Annotated in this window: 14 protein-coding genes; all 14 read right to left on the bottom strand. The window is 72.5% G+C overall.

The features are described 5' to 3' along the window. Window positions 1–89: 89 nt before the first annotated feature. Entirely contained in the window at window positions 90–851 is a 762-nt protein-coding gene (locus CC117_RS30740) for a type III pantothenate kinase (protein ID WP_018636275.1), read from the bottom strand. A gap of 59 nt (window positions 852–910) precedes the next feature. Then, on the bottom strand, window positions 911–1864 hold the full coding sequence (nadC, locus tag CC117_RS30735; protein ID WP_071090864.1) for a carboxylating nicotinate-nucleotide diphosphorylase: 954 nt from the start codon (window positions 1862–1864) through the stop codon (window positions 911–913). Next, on the bottom strand, window positions 1861–3570 hold the full coding sequence (locus tag CC117_RS30730; protein ID WP_071090861.1) for an L-aspartate oxidase: 1710 nt from the start codon (window positions 3568–3570) through the stop codon (window positions 1861–1863). Before CC117_RS30730 ends, nadC begins: the two co-directional genes overlap by 4 nt. A gap of 4 nt (window positions 3571–3574) precedes the next feature. Further along, the gene (panD, locus tag CC117_RS30725; protein WP_071090858.1) at window positions 3575–4021 is read right to left on the bottom strand and encodes an aspartate 1-decarboxylase; all 447 of its coding nucleotides are present in this window, start codon (window positions 4019–4021) and stop codon (window positions 3575–3577) included. Window positions 4022–4024: 3 nt separating this feature from the next. Then, complete coding sequence (panC, locus tag CC117_RS30720; RefSeq protein ID WP_071090855.1) at window positions 4025–4924, bottom strand: pantoate--beta-alanine ligase; 900 nt, start codon at window positions 4922–4924, stop codon at window positions 4025–4027. 206 nt (window positions 4925–5130) lie between these two features. Next, window positions 5131–7524 carry an MMPL family transporter gene (locus CC117_RS30715; protein ID WP_241830572.1) on the bottom strand — a complete coding sequence of 798 codons (2394 nt, stop codon included), beginning with the start codon at window positions 7522–7524 and terminating at the stop codon, window positions 5131–5133. A 127-nt stretch (window positions 7525–7651) separates the two neighbouring features. Then, window positions 7652–8563, bottom strand: a complete 912-nt coding sequence (locus CC117_RS30710; RefSeq protein WP_071090848.1) for a phosphoribosylaminoimidazolesuccinocarboxamide synthase — start codon at window positions 8561–8563, stop codon at window positions 7652–7654. 77 nt (window positions 8564–8640) lie between these two features. Continuing rightward, window positions 8641–9948: an adenylosuccinate lyase gene (gene purB, locus CC117_RS30705; RefSeq protein ID WP_071090845.1), complete on the bottom strand. Its 1308-nt coding sequence runs from the start codon at window positions 9946–9948 to the stop codon at window positions 8641–8643. Beyond that, window positions 9945–10493, bottom strand: a complete 549-nt coding sequence (purE, locus tag CC117_RS30700; RefSeq protein ID WP_071090841.1) for a 5-(carboxyamino)imidazole ribonucleotide mutase — start codon at window positions 10491–10493, stop codon at window positions 9945–9947. Before purE ends, purB begins: the two co-directional genes overlap by 4 nt. Then, the gene (gene purD, locus CC117_RS30695) at window positions 10490–11770 is read right to left on the bottom strand and encodes a phosphoribosylamine--glycine ligase (protein WP_071090838.1); all 1281 of its coding nucleotides are present in this window, start codon (window positions 11768–11770) and stop codon (window positions 10490–10492) included. Before purD ends, purE begins: the two co-directional genes overlap by 4 nt. A 218-nt stretch (window positions 11771–11988) precedes the next feature. Beyond that, a complete protein-coding gene (locus tag CC117_RS30690; RefSeq protein WP_071090835.1) occupies window positions 11989–12954 on the bottom strand; it encodes a hypothetical protein in 966 nt (321 codons plus the stop codon). 106 nt (window positions 12955–13060) lie between these two features. Continuing rightward, window positions 13061–14344: an adenylosuccinate synthase gene (locus tag CC117_RS30685; protein WP_071090832.1), complete on the bottom strand. Its 1284-nt coding sequence runs from the start codon at window positions 14342–14344 to the stop codon at window positions 13061–13063. An 88-nt stretch (window positions 14345–14432) separates the two neighbouring features. Continuing rightward, a complete protein-coding gene (locus tag CC117_RS30680) occupies window positions 14433–14861 on the bottom strand; it encodes a DUF3151 domain-containing protein (RefSeq protein WP_071090829.1) in 429 nt (142 codons plus the stop codon). Window positions 14862–15050: 189 nt separating this feature from the next. After that, the gene (locus CC117_RS30675) at window positions 15051–15794 is read right to left on the bottom strand and encodes a transglycosylase family protein (RefSeq protein ID WP_071090828.1); all 744 of its coding nucleotides are present in this window, start codon (window positions 15792–15794) and stop codon (window positions 15051–15053) included. Window positions 15795–16985: the final 1191 nt, after the last annotated feature.

Here is a 16985-nt window from a genome sequence, read left to right as displayed (position 1 = left end):
CCGTTTCGAGGGTGACAACTTGGGGACCACGGTCGGAACGCCCGGTGTGCCGGGCCTGCCGAGAACGGAACGAGTGATGCCTGTCGGCCTCAGCGGGGATCGGTGTTCTTCTCGAAGACCAGCCGCAGCCCGATCAGGGTCAGATGCGGCTCGTGGTTGTCGAGTGTCTCGCTTTCCTTGAGCACGAGGGAAGCCAGGCCGCCGGTGGCGATCGCGGTGGCCGGCGTGCCCAGCTCGGCCCGGATCCGCCGGACCAGCGCATCCACCTGCCCCGCGGCACCGTAGATCATGCCTGACTGGAGCGCCTCGACGGTGCTCTTGCCGATGACGGACCGCGGGGTGGTGAGCTCGACCTTCCGGAGCTGGGCGGCCCGGGAGGCCAGCGAGTCCAGCGCGATCTCGATGCCGGGCGCCAGTGCGCCGCCGAGGAACTCCCCCCGCTCGGAGACCACATCGAGGTTCGTGGATGTCCCGAAGTCGACCACGATCGCCGGGCCACCGTAGAGGTGGTGCGCGGCCAGGGTGTTCATGATCCGGTCGGCRCCCGCCTCCTTCGGGTTGTCGATGAGGATCGGCACACCGGTCCGCGTTCCCGGCTCGACCACGACGGTCGGGATGTCCTGGTAGGCACGGCTCACCATCCGGCGGATCTCGCGCAGCGCGGCGGGCACGGTGGAGCACACGGAGACACCATCGATCTGGTGGCCGCCGAGCAGACCGGCATAGAGGAAGCCCAGCTCGTCCGAGGTGGCCTGCGGATCAGTGCGGATGCGCCACGAACTGGCGAGCCGGTGACCGTCGAACACACCCAGGACGGTGTTCGTGTTGCCTACGTCGATCGTCAACAGCATCAGTCGGCCGTCCTGGCTCCATCTTCTGCGGGCGGGGGATCCTGCGCGCGCCGTGCGTGCTAGGAGGCGGTGGTCACCGCGAGGTCGAAGCCGAGGTCCAGCGCGGGTGCCGAATGGGTGAGCGCGCCGACCGCCAGGTAGTTCACCCCGGTCGAGGCCACCGCCGCGGCGACGTCGAGTGTCAGGCCACCACTCGCCTCCAGCAGGACGCCGGCCGGGTGGGCGATGGCCACCGACGCGCGCAGATCATCCAGCGACATGTTGTCACAGAGGATCAGGTCGGCCCCGGCGCCCACCGCCTCGGCGACCTGCTCGACGGTGTCGCACTCGACCTCGACCGGCAGGTCCGCGAAGTGGGCCCGTACCGCGGCGAAGGCCGCCGCGACGCCGCCGGCCGCGATCACGTGGTTGTCCTTGACCAGCGCGGCGTCCGTCAGCGACATCCGGTGGTTGCGCCCGCCGCCGCAGCGCACCGCGTACTTCTCCAGCGCCCGCAGGCCGGGGAGGGTCTTGCGGGTGTCCCGGACGGCGGCGCCGGTGCCGGCGACCGCGTCCACCCAGCGCCTGGTCGCCGTGGCCACCCCGGAGAGGTGGCAGAGCAGGTTCAGTGCGGTCCGTTCGGCGGTGAGCAGACCACGCACCGGGCCACTGACCCGGAGGACCTCGGTACCGGGGGCGACCCGGTCACCGTCGGCGGTCACCGGAAGAACGGTGACGGCGTCGCCGAGCAGGGTCTCGAACACCGCTGCCGCGACCGGCACGCCGGCGACCACGCCGTGGGCACGGGACACGACCGAACCATGGCTGGTCAGCGCGGCATCCACGGTCGCCGCGGACGTCGCGTCCACCGCCCAGCCGGTTCCCGATTCCGGAAGATCCTCGGTCAGCGCTCGATGGATCACATCGAGGACCACGGACTCAGCCAGTCCCGCGGACTGCAGACCGGTGAGCACGGCCCCGGTGAGCCGCTGGGCGGCCGCCGGGCGTCCGGCGGGCACGTGCGCGACGCTCACGCGGGCCCGACCTGGGCGGCCGGCTGCGCCTCGTAGGTAACGATCAGTTCCCCCTCCGGGTCCAGCCTGGTCAGCACGTGTCCGTTCCAGTTCTCGTCGTCGCGGTCGGCGAAGTCCTCGCGCCAGTGGCAGCCGCGGGTCTCGGTGCGCAGCGCCGCCGCGGCGACCAGCGCGGCCGCCACGGTACGCAGGTTCGTCATCTCCCAGGCCTGGGGACCGGCCTTGACGGTGGCGCCGCTGACCCGCAGGTCACCGAGGCCGGCGAGCATCTTCGCGGTCGCCCGCAGGCTCTGGGCGCTGCGCAGGACGCCGGCGCCGTCCGTCATGGCACGGGTCAGGTCCGCCCGCTCCGTCGGGTCCGTCAGGCCTGAGCCGCGCGCGCCGACCGCGACGCCCGCCGGCAGGGGAGCCTCCGGATCACCGGGCCCACCCACGCCGTCGGCGCCGCCGCTGCCGGCGATGTGCCCGGCGATCCGGGCGGCGAAGACGAGGCCCTCGAGCAGGCTGTTCGACGCGAGGCGGTTGGCGCCGTGCACCCCGGTGCAGGCGACCTCCCCGCAGGCGTACAGCCCGGGGACGCTGGTGCGGCCCCACATGTCCGTCCGGACCCCGCCGCTGGCGTAGTGCGCCGCCGGGGCGACCGGGATCGGGCTGGTCACCGGGTCGACGCCGGCGTCCCGGCAGCGCGCCGTGATGGTCGGGAACCGGCGCAGCAGGGTCTCGACCCCCAGGTGCCGAGCGTCCAGGTAGAGGTGGTCGACGCCCTGTTCGGCCATCACCCGCGACATCTGCTTGGCGACGACGTCCCGCGGCGCGAGGTCGGCCAGCGGGTGGACGCCCGCCATCACCCGCCGTCCGGCCGCGTCCACCAGCAGCGCGCCCTCACCCCGCATGGCCTCGCTGACCAACGGCTGCTGCCCGGGGCCCGCCTCGGGCAGCCAGAGCGCCGTCGGATGGAACTGGACGAACTCGAGGTCGGTGACGACGGCACCGGCCCGCAGGGCAAGTGCGACCCCGTCGCCGGTGGAGACCGCCGGGTTGGTCGTCGACGCGAAGATCTGCCCCATGCCGCCGGTGGCCAGGACCACCGCGCGGGCCGTGACGGCGCCGACACCGTCCTGACTGCCCTCGCCGAGCACGTGCAGCGTCGCGCCGACGGCCCGGCCGGACTGGTCGGTGAGCAGGTCCAGGACGAGCGCGTGCTCCAGCACCTCGATGGACGGGTCGGCGCGGACAGCGGCGATCAGCGCCCGCTCGACCTCCAGGCCGGTCGCGTCACCGCCGGCGTGCGCGACCCGGTCCCGCAGGTGCCCACCCTCGCGCGTGAGAGAGAACGCCCCGTCGGGATCACGGTCGAACCGGGCGCCGAGGGCGGCGAGCTCGCGCACCCGCGGCGGGCCCTCGGTGACCAGGATCTCGACCGCCGCCGGGTCACACAGGCCGACACCGGCGACCAGGGTGTCACGCAGGTGCTCGGCTGGCGAGTCCTCCGCGCCCAGGGCCGCGGCTATGCCACCCTGGGCCCAGCGGGTCGACCCGGCGTCCAGCAGGGCCTTGGTGACCAGCAGGACGCGGCGCCACGGGCTGGCCGCCCGGATGCGCAGGACCGCGGTGAGACCGGCGATCCCCGACCCGATGACCACGACGTCGGCGTCCCGGGTCCAGCCCGGGCGGGGGGCGCCGAGCCGGTGCGGGAGGGCACGCACTGCGCTACGCCATCCCCTGGCCGACGAGCCCGGCAGTGTCCAGGAGGTCACCGCGCAGGCTGGACGGGTCGTCCGGCAGTGCCTCGGCGGGGTCGCCGCCCTRCCCGATGATCCGGTTCTCGGCGTCGACGAAAAGGACCCGAGGGGTGTGCCGGCGGGCCTCGGCGTCGTCCATGATCCCGTAGGAGATGATGATCACGAGGTCGCCGGGGTGCACCAGTCGCGCGGCGGCCCCGTTGATCCCGATGACGCCGCTGCCGGCCGGTCCGGTGATCGCGTAGGTCTCCAGCCGGGCCCCGTTGTTGATGTCGACGATGGTGACCTGCTCGCCGGGCAGCAGGTCGGCGGCCTCCATCAGGTCGGCGTCGATCGTGACGGAGCCCACGTAGTTCAGGTCCGCCTGGGTGACCGTCGCTCGGTGGATCTTGGAGGTGAGCATGGTTCGAAACACCGGTCAGACCCCCTGGTAACCGTCGTGTGCGAAGACCGCGGCCGGCCGGGAGGCCCCGGCCAGCACCAGATCGATGTTGTCGATGAGACGGGTGGTGCCGACCCGGGCGGCGACCAGCAGCAGCGCCGGCCCCTCCGCCACCGGGCCCAGATCGGACGGATTCGCCAGCGTCAGGTAGTCCAGGTCGACACCGGCTTCCATGGCCAGTACCTCGCGGGCCGCGGCGAGGACGGCCGTCGGGCCCTCCGTCGCGCGTGCGGCGCCCGCGGTGAGGGACCGGACCAGCGCGAGTGCGCTGCGCCGCTGACCGGCGTCGAGGTAGGCGTTGCGGCTGGACAGTGCCAGGCCGTCGTCGTCACGCACGGTCGGCACGCCCACGACCTCCAGCGGGAAGGCCAGGTCGGCGACCATCCGGCGGATGCAGACGAGCTGCTGGGCGTCCTTGCGGCCGAAGAAGGCCACGTCCGGGCGGACCAGGTGGAACAACGTTCCCACCAGGGTCAGCATCCCGTCGAAGTGGCCGGGCCGGGATGCCCCCTCCAGGATGCCACCGAGCGGCCCGGCGCTCAGAGTGACCAGGGGCGCCGGGTCGTGGACCGCGCTCGGCGCGTAGACGATGTCCGCGCCCTCCCGCCTGCACACGTCGAGATCGGCGTCGAACGTGCGGGGGTAGCGGTCGAGATCCTCGCCCGGCCCGAACTGCAGCGGGTTGACGAAGATCGTGACAATCACCTGGTCGGCGCGTCGGCGGGCCTCCCTGATCAGGGTGGCGTGACCGCGGTGGAGGGCACCCATCGTCATGACGACGCCGCGGACGCCGCGGGCGGGGCCACCCAGCGCTGCCGCCAGCTCGGCGCGGGTGCGGACGACGAGGGTGGAGGCGACAGGGGTCTGTGCAGGCATGTGAACAGGCATGGGGTCAGTTCCAGTCCTCGGATGGGGTACCGGACGTCGCGGACACTGTAGCTCGCCCGCAACGTCCTCAGAACCCCTCTGTGACCTGCCTGTCTTTCTTCCCGCCCCGATCGGAGGGGACATGACGAGGCCGCGCCCCACCCGTTTCGGCGGGTGGGGCGCGGCCTCGGGACGGCGCGGCCCGCGCGTCCCGGTCAGCGGCGGTCCGTGGCCGCCAGCAGCTCCGTCGTCGCGGTGTCCTCTGCGGTGTCTGCGGTGCGCTCGGCGTCGCCGGGACCACCGGGACCACCGATGCCGGCCTTGCGGGGCCACGCCCGGTCGCCGATCAGGGTCAGCACGGCGGGCATCAGGATCACTCGGATCACGGTCGCGTCCAGCAGGATCGCCGCGCCGAGACCGACACCGAGCTGTTTCATGCTGACCTGCGACAGCGTGGCGAAGATGCTGAACACAGCCACCATGATCACGGCTGCGCTGGTCACCACACCGGCACTGCGGCGGACGCCGGCAAGCACCGCCTCGCGCATCGGCAGGCCCGCGTCGTAGGCCTCGCGGACCCGGCTGAGCACGAAGACCTGGTAGTCCATGGACAGGCCGAAGAGGATCACGAAGAGCATCAGCGGCAGCCAGTTGGTGATGGCGCCGGTCGAGGTGTAGCCGAGCAGCCCGTCCGCCCAGTGATGCTGGAAGACCACCACGAGCAGCCCGTAGGCGGCGGCGACCGACAGCAGGTTCAGCGCGACGGCGGCCGCGGCGACGATCGCGCTGCGGAAGGCGGCCAGCAGCAGGAGGAAGGCCAGCACCAGGACGAACCCGATCACCAGCGGCGTCCGTCCGTTGAGCTGCTTGTTGAAGTCGACCGAGCCGGCGGTCCACCCGGTGACGTCCGCCGTCACGGTGGACAGGGTGCCGATCGACGCCGGGATGATCTCCGTGCGCAGCCGCGTGAGCGCCTGCTGGGACTCCTCGTCCGTCCCGCTGCCGGCGATCGGGATCGCGACCTTCGCGACCTCGCCGTCCGCGCTGATCTCGGTCGTGACCGGCTCGAACATCACGCCGCTGTCGACCGCCAGCCGCCGCAGGCCGTCGAGGGCCGCGGACACGTCCGGCGAGCGCACGTCGGCGGCCGAGACCACGACCACCGCCGCTGTCTGCTCGCCCGGGAAGGCGTCCTGCACCCGGGCGTAGGACTGCATGATCGGCAGGTCGTCCGGCAGGTCGTCCATGCCCGGCTCGCTGGTCCGCAGCCCGAGCGCGGGGACGGCGAGTGCGATCAGGAGTCCACCGGTGACCACGGCGACCGGCCCGGGGTGGCGCAGCAGACGGCCCATGATCCCCGGGCGGGCCGGCTCCTGGGCCTGGGCGTGCGCCCGGGCCCGGGCCCGGCGTCCGCGCTGCTCGGGACGCCGGTGCCACGGCAGCCGCAGCAGTTCGACCCGGTCGCCCAGCGCGGACAGGACGGCCGGCAGCACGGTCAGCGAGCCGAGGACCGCGATCAGGACCACGACCACGGTGCCGCCGGCGATCCCGCTGAACACGCTCAGGCCGGTGATCAGCAGGCCGGCCATGGACACGGCGACGGTCAGGCCGGAGACCAGGACCGCGTGCCCGGAGGTGTCCGCTGCGATCTCCAGTGCCTCCCGCGGGCTGCGCCCGGCGGCCCGCTCCTCCCGCTCGCGGCGGACGTAGAACAGCGCGTAGTCGACGCCGACCGCGAGGCCGATGAGCAGCATGACGGACGTCGCCGTCTCGTCCGTCGGCAGCAGCCGGCTGGTGAAGGCGACCACGCCCAGTGCCGCGACGAAGGCGGTCAGTGCGAGCGCGACCGGGATCAGTGCGGCGACGACGGCACCGAAGACCGCCAGCAGAATGCCCAGGGTCAGCGGGATCGCGAGCAGCTCCGCGCGCTTGAAGTCCTTGCCGACGGTGTCTCCGAGTGCCTTGTCGGCACTTGCCTCCCCGACCTGCTCGACAAGCAGGCCCGGATGCTCCTGGGCTGCGGCGTCGACCGCGGCGAGGACCGGCTCGATCCGGTCCGYCGCGGTCTCCTCGTCGCCGCGCATCTCGAAGGTGACGAGGACCGAGCGCAGGTCGGTGGAGACGAGGTTGGGATCCGCCTCGGCGTCGGGCAGCGGGATCGGCGCCCGCAGCCCGTCCACCTCACCGGTGGCGGTGATCCGGGCCGAGACGTCGCCGATGGCGGCCCGCAGGCCGGCGTCGGCGAGCACCGCCGCCCGGTCCGCGGCCGGCTGCGGCCGCTGGATCAGCACACTCTCGCTGGCGGGCGTCGCGAAGCCGTGGTCGGCGAGGGTGCGCTGGGCCCGCCCGTCCTCGCCGACGCTGTAGTCGCTGTCCTTGAGCGTGTGTGTCCCCACCAGCGAGCCGAGCACCGTCAGGAGGACCACGCCGAGCAGCCAGCCGCTGATCGCCAGCCGCCGGTGGCGCACGCTCCACCTGGCCGCCCGGGCGGCCAGGTGGGTGGCATGGCGGGCCGACCCGGATCCCGCCGGACTGCCGGGGGAGGACTCGGGTCCGCGTGGGGTGGACGAGTGGCGCGACGACGGTGCCGTCGGAGGTCTCGAGCGCATGGAACGACGATCTCGTTCCATGCGTTCAACGTCATTGGAGCTCACTACCGGGTTGCGGGTACGGGGAGCCGCCGGAGCCGGGGTGGGGCTGTCCCCAGCACGTGCGGCCGTCCGCCCCGCGGCAGGGTCAGGCGGTGGAGAGATAGTCCTTGAACGAGATCCCGGTCAGCCGCTCGTAGGCCTCGACGTAACGCGCGCGGGTCGACTCGACGATGTCGTCGGGCAGTTCCGGCGCCGGCGGGTTGCGGTCCCACCCGGTGTTGACCAGGTAGTCGCGGATGAACTGCTTGTCAAAGGACGGCTGCGCGCCGCCGGGCACCCAGGTGTCGGCGGGCCAGAACCGGGACGAGTCGGGGGTCAGCACCTCGTCGGCGAGCCGCAGCACTCCGTCCTTGTCATGGCCGAACTCGAACTTCGTGTCGGCGAGCAGGATCCCGCGCTCGGCCGCCAGGTCGCTGGCCCGCCCGAAGATCTGCAGGGTGAGACGTTCGAGCTCGGCCGCGAGCTCCCCGCCGACCCGGTCGGCGGCGTCGTCCCGGCTGATGTTCTCGTCGTGCTCGCCGATCGGCGCCTTCGTCGACGGCGTGTAGATCGTCGCCGGGAGCTTGCTCCCGTCCTCCAGGCCGGCGGGAAGCGGGTGCCCGCTGACCGCGCCGGTGCGGCGGTAGTCCTTCAGTCCGCTGCCGGTGAGATAGCCGCGGGCGACGCACTCGATCAGGACCATGTCGAGGCGCCGGCACAGCATCGAGCGCCCGCGGAGCTGCTCGGCGTACGGCGCGAGCTCCGCGGGGTACTCGTCCACACTCGAACTGATCACATGGCTCGGCACGAGGTCRCTGAGCTGGTCGAACCACCACAGGGACAGCCCGGTGAGCACGGCACCCTTGTCGGGGATCTCGGTGGGCAGCACCACGTCGAACGCCGAGATGCGGTCGCTCGCGACGAGCAGCACCGCGTCGTCCCCGACGGCGAACAGCTCCCGTACCTTCCCGGAGCCGAGATGCGTCAGCCCGGCGAACTCCTCATGTGTCAGCGGCATGTCCTGACCGTACCGTCAGGCCGCAGGCCACGGGGCCGGACCACCGCGGACCACAGCGGCGACCGGACCACCGTGCCTCAGCTCAGCGCGGCGAGCCGGTCGAAGACGGGGGCGAGCCGCTCGACGTAGCGCTCCGGACGGCTGACCTCGTCGAGGCGGGGCTCGTCGAGCGGCAGGCCGCGGTCACCGGCGTGCTTGCGCAGCGTCTCGCGGAACGGCACGCCGGTCCGCCACGTCTCCATCGCCGCCGCCTGGGTGACGGCGTAGGCGTCCTCGCGGGACAGTCCGGTCTCGACCAGCTCCAGCAGCACGGCGGAGGTGTAGACCAGCCCACCGGTGGCATCCAGGTTCGCGCGCATCCGCGCCGCGTCGACGACGAGGCCGTCGACCAGGCGGGTGGTCAGGTGCAGCAGGTAGTCGACGCCGCAGGCCGCGTCCGGCAGCGCGATCCGCTCCGTCGACGAGTGTGAGATGTCCCGCTCGTGCCAGAGCGCGACACCCTCCAGGACGGGCACGTACTGGGCGCGGATGATACGGGCGATTCCGGCGATGCGCTCCGACATGATCGGGTTCTTCTTGTGCGGCATCGCCGACGAGCCCTTCTGGCCCGACCCGAACGGTTCCGAGAGCTCGCGGACCTCCGTGCGCTGCCCGTGCCGGACCTCCAGCGCGATCGCCTCGCAGACGGTCGCGAGGCCGGCGAGGGCCGCCACCCAGGAGGCGATCCCGTCCCGCAGCACGACCTGGGTCGCGACGGGCGCAGGGATGAGCCCCAGCTTCTCCGCGACGTAGCTCTCCACGTCGGTGTCGATGTTGGAGTAGGTACCGACGGCCCCGGAGATCTTCGCGACGCCGACGTCCGCCCGCGCCGCGCGCAGCCGGTCACGGCAGCGCGCCATGCCGAAGGCGAGATCGGCGACGCGGTGCCCGAACACGGTGGGCTCGCCGTGGATGCCGTGGGTGCGCCCGACCCGGAGGGTCGCCCGGTGCGCCAGGCCGAGGTCGCGCAGCGCGGCGACGAGGCGGTCGGCGCGGGCGAGCAGCAGGTCGGTGGCCTCGACGAGCTGACAGGCGAGCGCGGTGTCGAGCAGGTCCGACGAGGTCATGCCGAAGTGCACGTAGGCGGCGGCCGACCGGGGCTCGGTCTGGTCGGCCCAGGCCGTCAGGAAGGCGATCACGTCATGCTGGGTGACGGCCTCGATCTCGGCGACCGTTTCGGGCGTCGGCGCCGGCGCGGCACGCACCGGGTCGAGCGAGTCGGCCGGGATGCGCCCGGCCGCCGCGTGCGCCTCCATGACGAGGACCTCGACCCTGCACCACAGCTCGTACTTGTTCGCCTCGGACCACACCCGGCCCATGTCGGGCAGCGTGTAACGACCGATCATGCGCGGGCTGCCGCGATGTCGGCGAGCGAGTCGGCCGCGGCCTGCTCGAACTCGTCCTTGAAGGTCGCCAGCTTCAGGCCGAGGTCGGGGTCGCCGAGCGCGAGGATCTGGATCGCCAGGATGGCCGCGTTCGTCGAGTTGTTCAGCCCGACGGTCGCCACCGGCACCCCGGGTGGCATCTGGGCGATCGCCAGCATCGAGTCCATGCCGTCCAGCGCCCCGCCGGAGATCGGGACGCCGATGACCGGAAGCGTGGTCATCGCGGCGACGGCCCCGGGCAGCGCCGCGGCGAGCCCGGCGCCCGCGATCACCACGGAGATCTCGCGCGTGCGCAGCTGGCCGACGTACTCCGCCAGGGTGCGGGGGGCACGGTGTGCCGAGAGGGAGACCTCCTCGTAGGTGATGCCGAACCGCTCCAGCGTGGCGCCGGCCTTGCTCATGGTCTGAGTGTCCGACGGCGAGCCGTAGACGATCGCCACCCGTGGCCCGGCGGAACCGGTGCGCGATCCGTTGCCCTGCGACGACCTGCCCTGTGACACRCTCACTCCTCTGACGTCCTGCCGGCTGTGCGGGTGCTGCGGTGCTGCATTCGGGACGGATCCCCGATATCGGTGCGGTAGTGGGCACCGTCGAGCGAGATGCGGCTGATGGCCTCGTAGGCCGATCCTCGCGCGGATTCGAGGTTCGAGCCGATGGCCGTGACTGACAGCACCCTGCCGCCCGCGGTCACGACCTGCCCCTGCTCGTCGTGGCGGGTCCCGGCGTGCAGGATGTCGACCCCGGTCAGCGCGCCGGCCGCGGTGAGACCACGGATCGGATCACCGAGCCGCGGCTTCGCCGGGTACCCGGCGGCGGCGACCACGACGGTGATCGCCGCGCCGGAGCGCCACACCGGAGCTCGGCGGCCGGACAGCACCTCTGTCAGCGGCGTGTTCAGCAGGGCCAGGATGGCCTGCACCTCGGGATCGCCGAACCGGACGTTGAACTCGACCACACGAAGGCCACGGGATGTCAGGGCCAGCCCGACGTAGAGAAGCCCGCTGAACGGCGTCCCGCGCCTGGCCATCTCGTCCACGGTCGGTTGGACCACGGTCGAGACCACCTCAGCCGTCAGGCCCGGCGGCGCCCACGGCAGCGGGGTGTACGCGCCCATCCCGCCGGTGTTCGGCCCGGTGTCGCCGTCACCGACCCGCTTGTGGTCCTGGGCGGGGAGCAGCGGCACGACGGTGCCTGCGGAGGTCACGATCGCGAACAGCGACACCTCGGGCCCGTCGAGGTACTCCTCCAGGACCACCCGGTCCTCCGGGCCGCGCAGGCTGGCTCGGACAGCCTCGACCGCCGCATCCCGGTCGGTCGTGACCGTGACGCCCTTGCCCGCCGCCAGGCCGTCGTACTTGACGACGTAGGGCGGGCCGAACGTGTCGAGATCGGCCAGCGCCGAGGAGATCTCGTTGTGATCCCGGGAGTCGGCGGTCGGGACGCCCGCGGCGCGCATGACCTCCTTCGCGAAGGCCTTGCTGCCCTCCAGCCGCGCGGCCGCGGCGGATGGGCCGAAGACCGCCATGCCTCGGGCCCGGATCTCGTCCGCTGCGCCGGCGACCAGCGGGATCTCCGGGCCGACGATGGTCAGGTCGGCCTGGACGGCCTCGGCCAGCCCGGCCACCGCGTCGGGATCCTCCACCTGCACCGGGCGTGGCTCGGCGATCTGGGCGGTGCCGGCGTTGCCCGGGGCGCAGACGATCGCGTCCACCGACGGGTCCCGGGCGAGCGCGCGGCACAGCGCGTGCTCCCGCCCGCCGGAACCGACGACGAGGAGCTTCATCGGCCGGTGCGGACAGGCAGGGACAAGGAGGAGGTCACGGGGTCCAGGTTAGCGTGCACGTTGATCATCCTTTGCCGTTGTGCGCGGGACTGCGCGGTCGGCGGTGCCCCACGAGTCTCCCGGGCCCCGGCCGGCCTCGGCAACGGCCGCTTGCGCTGGCGCAACACGAGACCACGGTCACGCCGCCGTCGGCATCGGACGTCCACGCTCCACCAGGCTTACAGGCCGACCCCCGCCTGCCACAGCATGTGGGCCATCCCGTGCACCAGGTGCAGTGCGCAGCGCCGGGCATCCACCTCGGCCATGCCCGCGACGATCGCGGGGGCGTCGACCTGCCACACCCGGACCTCCCGGCCGAGCACGGTCAGCGGGGCCGGGTCGTCCCGGCCCTCGAAGGTGCGCCCGCCGGGCTCGACGAACAGGTGCAGGGACCGGCCAGGCGCGGGGAAGCTCTCACACCGCCAGTAGAGGAGCGGCCAGGCCTGCAGCCGCTCCCGGCGCAGCCGCCGCCGGTGYCCGGACGGCGTTCCCGTCCGCGGTACCCGAGGGTGGGCCGTTGGCGGCCGTCGTGTCGCGTCCTGGGCCCCGGCGGGACCGTCGTCGCCGGGAGCGCGATCATCGGCGTCCTGGTCTTCGTCCTGGTCATGCTCCTGGCCGTCTTCCTGGTCGAGGCCGGCCTCCTCGGTGGCGGCGAGCCCGTGGGACCGTCCTGGGAGACCGGCCGCCAGGTCGCTCTCCCAGGCCCGGTCCGGGCGGCGTCCGTTCGTGCGGACGATGACCGGAGGAACCAGATCCTCCGTCGCGCAGAACGTCAGAAAGTCCAGGATCTGAGCTTCGACATGATCGGCGATCGCCGCGGCCCGCTCCAGTCGCAGGGCCTCGGCGCGCTTCGAGCTGCGGATCGCATGGCTGCCGCGCAGCAGGACGTCGGTCAGCGTCTCCGGGAGCGCCTCCCCGGTGGGGGAGAACCCGACCGGCCAGGTGGCCGGGTCGATCCCGCGTCGCAACGGGCTGCCCGGCCGGACCGTCGGCGACCAGCGCGCGGGGCTCGGCTGGCGCGGCGCGGTCGGCGTGGTCGGCGCGTTCGGGGCGGTCGTGTCGAGTTCCGCCGACGGGACCGACGCGTTGTCGATGGTGTCGGCGCCCTCGTCATCCCAGGAGGCACGTGGTGGAAGCCCCGCCATCGGTATCACCCCCGGTCGTCGCCCACTGTGACGATGCAAGCGTCGACCGTAGCTCTCCGTAGTGCAAGCTGGGTGGGGGAACAGCGCCTGGYGCGGAGCCCTCGTGTCAGATGAGCTCGTTGATCACCAGGGTCTGCGTGCGGCCCGGGCCGACGCCGACGGCCGACACCGGGGCGCCCGCCATCTCCTCGATCGTCGACACGTAGGCCCGCGCGGCCTCCGGAAGATCGTCGAAGTCGGTGACCTGCGAGATGTCCTCGTGCCAGCCGGGCAGTTCTTCGTAGATCGGCTTCGCGTGGTGGAAGTCCGTCTGGGTCATCGGCATCTCGTTGGTGCGCCGGCCGTTGATCTCATAGCCGACGCAGACCGGCACGGTGTCGAAGCCCGAGAGCACGTCGAGCTTGGTGAGGAAGAGGTCGGTGAGGCCGTTGACCCGCACCGCGTACCGGGCGATCACCGCATCGAACCAGCCGGTGCGGCGGGCGCGCCCGGTGGTCACCCCGAACTCACCGCCGATGCGGCGCAGCTCCTCGCCGACCTTGTCGTCCAGTTCGGTCGGGAACGGGCCGGACCCCACCCGCGTGGTGTAGGCCTTGATGATCCCGACGACCCGGCTGATGCGGGTCGGGCCGATCCCCGCGCCGGTCGCTGCGTAGCCGGCCGTCGGGTTCGAGGAGGTCACGAAGGGATACGTGCCATGGTCAACGTCCAGGAGAGTGCCCTGGGAGCCTTCGAGCAGGACGACCTTGCCGTCGCGCAGGGCGGTGTCGAGCAGCAGACCGGTGTCGGCGATGTGCGGAGTCAGCCGCCGCGCGTAGGCGGCGTACTCCTCGACGACATCGTCGACCTCGATCCGGCGCCGGTTGTAGACCTTCGTCAGGACCTGGTTCTTCTCCCGCAGCGCGAGTTCCAGCTTCTGTCGGAAGATGCCCGGGTCGAGTAGATCCTGGACACGGATGCCGGTACGGGCCACCTTGTCGCCGTAGGCCGGTCCGATGCCGCGGCCGGTCGTGCCGATCCGTGCCTTGCCCAGGTACCGCTCGGTGACCCGGTCCAGCGCGCGATGATGCGGCATGATCAGATGCGCGTCGGCGCTGATCAGAAGCCGGGTGACATCGACCCCCCGGGCCTGTAGCCCGTCCATCTCGGCGAGCAGCACGCCGGGGTCGATGACGACACCGTTCCCGATCACGGGCACGCAGTCCGTGCGGAGCACACCGGACGGGATCAGGTGCAGAGCGTAGCTCTCCGTACCGATCACGACGGTGTGGCCGGCGTTGTTGCCGCCCTGGTAGCGGACGACGTAGTCGACGGCGCCGCCCAGCAGGTCGGTCGCCTTTCCTTTTCCCTCGTCACCCCACTGGGCGCCGATGAGGACTAGAGCGGGCACCGGGCGAGGTTACTAGGGATATCGGCCCGTCGGGGCCCGTCCGGAAGAGAGCCGGGCCAGCCGACCACGTCAGGTGCCTCGCCGGTGACTATGCGAGGCCGAGTTCACGCACAGCTGCCGGGTCGCTGTCACCGAGGAACTGCCGGCACCGGGCGGCCTCGTCCGTCTCGTCGATCTCCGCGGCGGCGCGGGACAGCGCGGCGAGCGCGCGCAGGAACCCACGGTTCGGCTCATGAGACCACGGGACGGGCCCATGCCCCTTCCAACCGGAGCGCCGCAGCTGGTCGAGGCCCCGGTGATAGCCGGTTCGCGCGTAGGCGTACGCCGCCACCGGCCGACCGTCCCGGATCGCCTCCTCGGCGAGGAGCGCCCAGCCGATGCTCGCAGCGGGAAAGCGGGCGGCGATGGTCTCCGCGGCGGCACCCGAGGCGACCGCCTCGGCCACCGTCGCGTCCGACGGCAGCAGCGTGGGCGGCGGGCCCGACAACAGGTTCGGGTTTGCGGGCGGTGTCGTCATGGGCACCATCCTGCCGGACGCCCGCCCGTCACCGTCGCCGGGCGGTGCGGCCCGGCGGAGCCGCGCTGGATCAGTTCTGGTCAGTTCTGGGGACGAAGCGGGAGGGCCTCGTGCCAGACAGGCATATCGCGACCTGCCAGACAGGCATGAGGCCCGGGGGAGGGCCCGCCATGGCGGGCCCGTCGCCGGTCAGCCGTTGACTGTCGCGCCCCAGAGGTTCTGCCCGACCACACCGGCCTGGCCGTCGCTGACTCTCGTCAGGTACGAGTACAGGGCGGCGATGCCCTGCGACTCCGGGCCGAACTTGCCGTCGACGGTCAGGACGAACCTGCGCTCGCGCATCTCCGCCTGCCACACGAAGGCGTCGGCGCGGACCTCGTCGCCCATACCGACGTTGAGCGCCTCGCCGCCGAAGCTGCTGCCGACCTCGGACCGTGCGCGGTCAAGGGTCATGGGCGGCTCGACAGGTGTCAGCGCCTGGGCGATGACATCGCCCCCGCCACCCGAGGACGCCGGTSCCGGGCCGTTGCGGGTGAGGCCGAGCTTGCTGGTGCAGCCTGGCCATGGCGACCAGCCACGGCTGTTGTAGAGCTTGTAGGCCGCCTCGTCCTGCATCGCGGGCGGTGCCTGATCCGGCCGGCCGGGGTAGCCGAGCCCCGACCAGGTGCGCTGGTCGAACTGGTAGGCCCCGTAGAAGCCGTTGCCCGTGTTGATGGCGTAGTTGCCACTTGACTCGCACTGGCGCAGCCGGCTGAAGTCCTCGGCGGTGGCCGCCCCGGCCGGGGCCGCGGTGACGGCAAGCCCGGTGCCGACCAGTGCCGTGACGGCTCCGGTGGTCCGCAGCGCGCGAGTGGCCGCCGAGGGTGGCTGCACGGCGCGGTGTCTGCCGCCGCGGCCGTTCGAACGGACGGGATCACGATCGTGCGACCGCATCAGGTGTCCTTCCCGTCGCCTGCGGGGTGAGCTGTCGGGTTCGGGCTGGAAGCTGCCCGGTCGCCGCCCAGGGTGCCCGGAGCCCGTCTCCTCGGACAGGTGCGTTCCGGCTCTAGTACCTGTGGCGGTGGCTTAACCCCTAGGACGAGTGGTGCACGTCCGGATGTGGGTCCCCCGCTCCTGCCCTTGTGTCGTCCGCTCTCGTTCCGGCCGGGTGGACGGGGGCAGGACTCGGCGTCCGTCCACGCGACCTCGCCCCGGGGGAGGCGAGTGGGCGGAACTGTAGCGAGATCTACCTGGGCGGCGCAAATCCGGGTGGTTGTGAGGTATCAGGAAGGACCACATGAGAGCCACCCGAAGGGGTTGTTATCCCCTACAGAAGGATGAGGCGGTCATCACGCCTGATCCCGACGACGTTACCGCTACCGCGACGGGCGCTGCGCGGCGGGTCCCGTCCGGCCCGAACCGGCCGGATGCGGTCGTTGTGGATGTCCCGTCGARCTGGGTGCGAACCCGTCGAGCTGGGCGTGAGCTCGTCGGGCTGGTCGGGACAGCGGCGGGCTGGTGCCGGGGTGATCGTGAAGGAGGTGTGAGCGCCCGGGGGCACGGGGCGGGACTGCCGGGGGATCGCGCCGAGCCACGCTCGCCCGCCGGGGTCACCGGCGTGTGGCGGCGGCGGTCTGGCCAGGACCGGTGCTGTTGGCGTGGCTCGGCGCGGCGACGGGCGGGGCGGCGGCGGTCGTGGAGAAGGACCGCGGGGGGAACCGCCGCATCGTTGTGACCGGCACCCACGGCCCGAGATGGTGGTAAGGCCCCCGCCACCGTAATGATCTTGTTGTGGCGGGAGCCGCCCGGTGCTGCGACACGCGGATCGTTGGGGCGGTCCGCGTCGCGTTCCGCCGCCTGCGGCGGGGTCAACGCCGGGCGGTCGGTCCGTCGCACATCAGGGGAGACCGGTCAGCGGCCGCGTGGTGACGGGGCGGCCGCGATTGGCAGGTGCGAGTGCGGTTGCATCCAGGGCTCTCGGGCTGCCCGGAACAGGGTCTGTCCGGACCGGGGCGGGGAAGTCGGCGCGTGGGCTCGGCCTGAGGCAGGCCGGCAGGGAAGGCGCCGGGCCCGGAGGTGATCTGTGCTCGCACGGGATGCGCGTCGTCCAACCTGGTTCCCCGGTCGGTTGGCAGAGCCTGGCGG

Origin of the sequence: Parafrankia colletiae, assembly GCF_001854655.1 — a bacterium.
Classification (GTDB): Bacteria; Actinomycetota; Actinomycetes; order Frankiales; family Frankiaceae; genus Parafrankia; species Parafrankia colletiae.
This window is presented reverse-complemented; position numbering and strand designations above follow the sequence as displayed.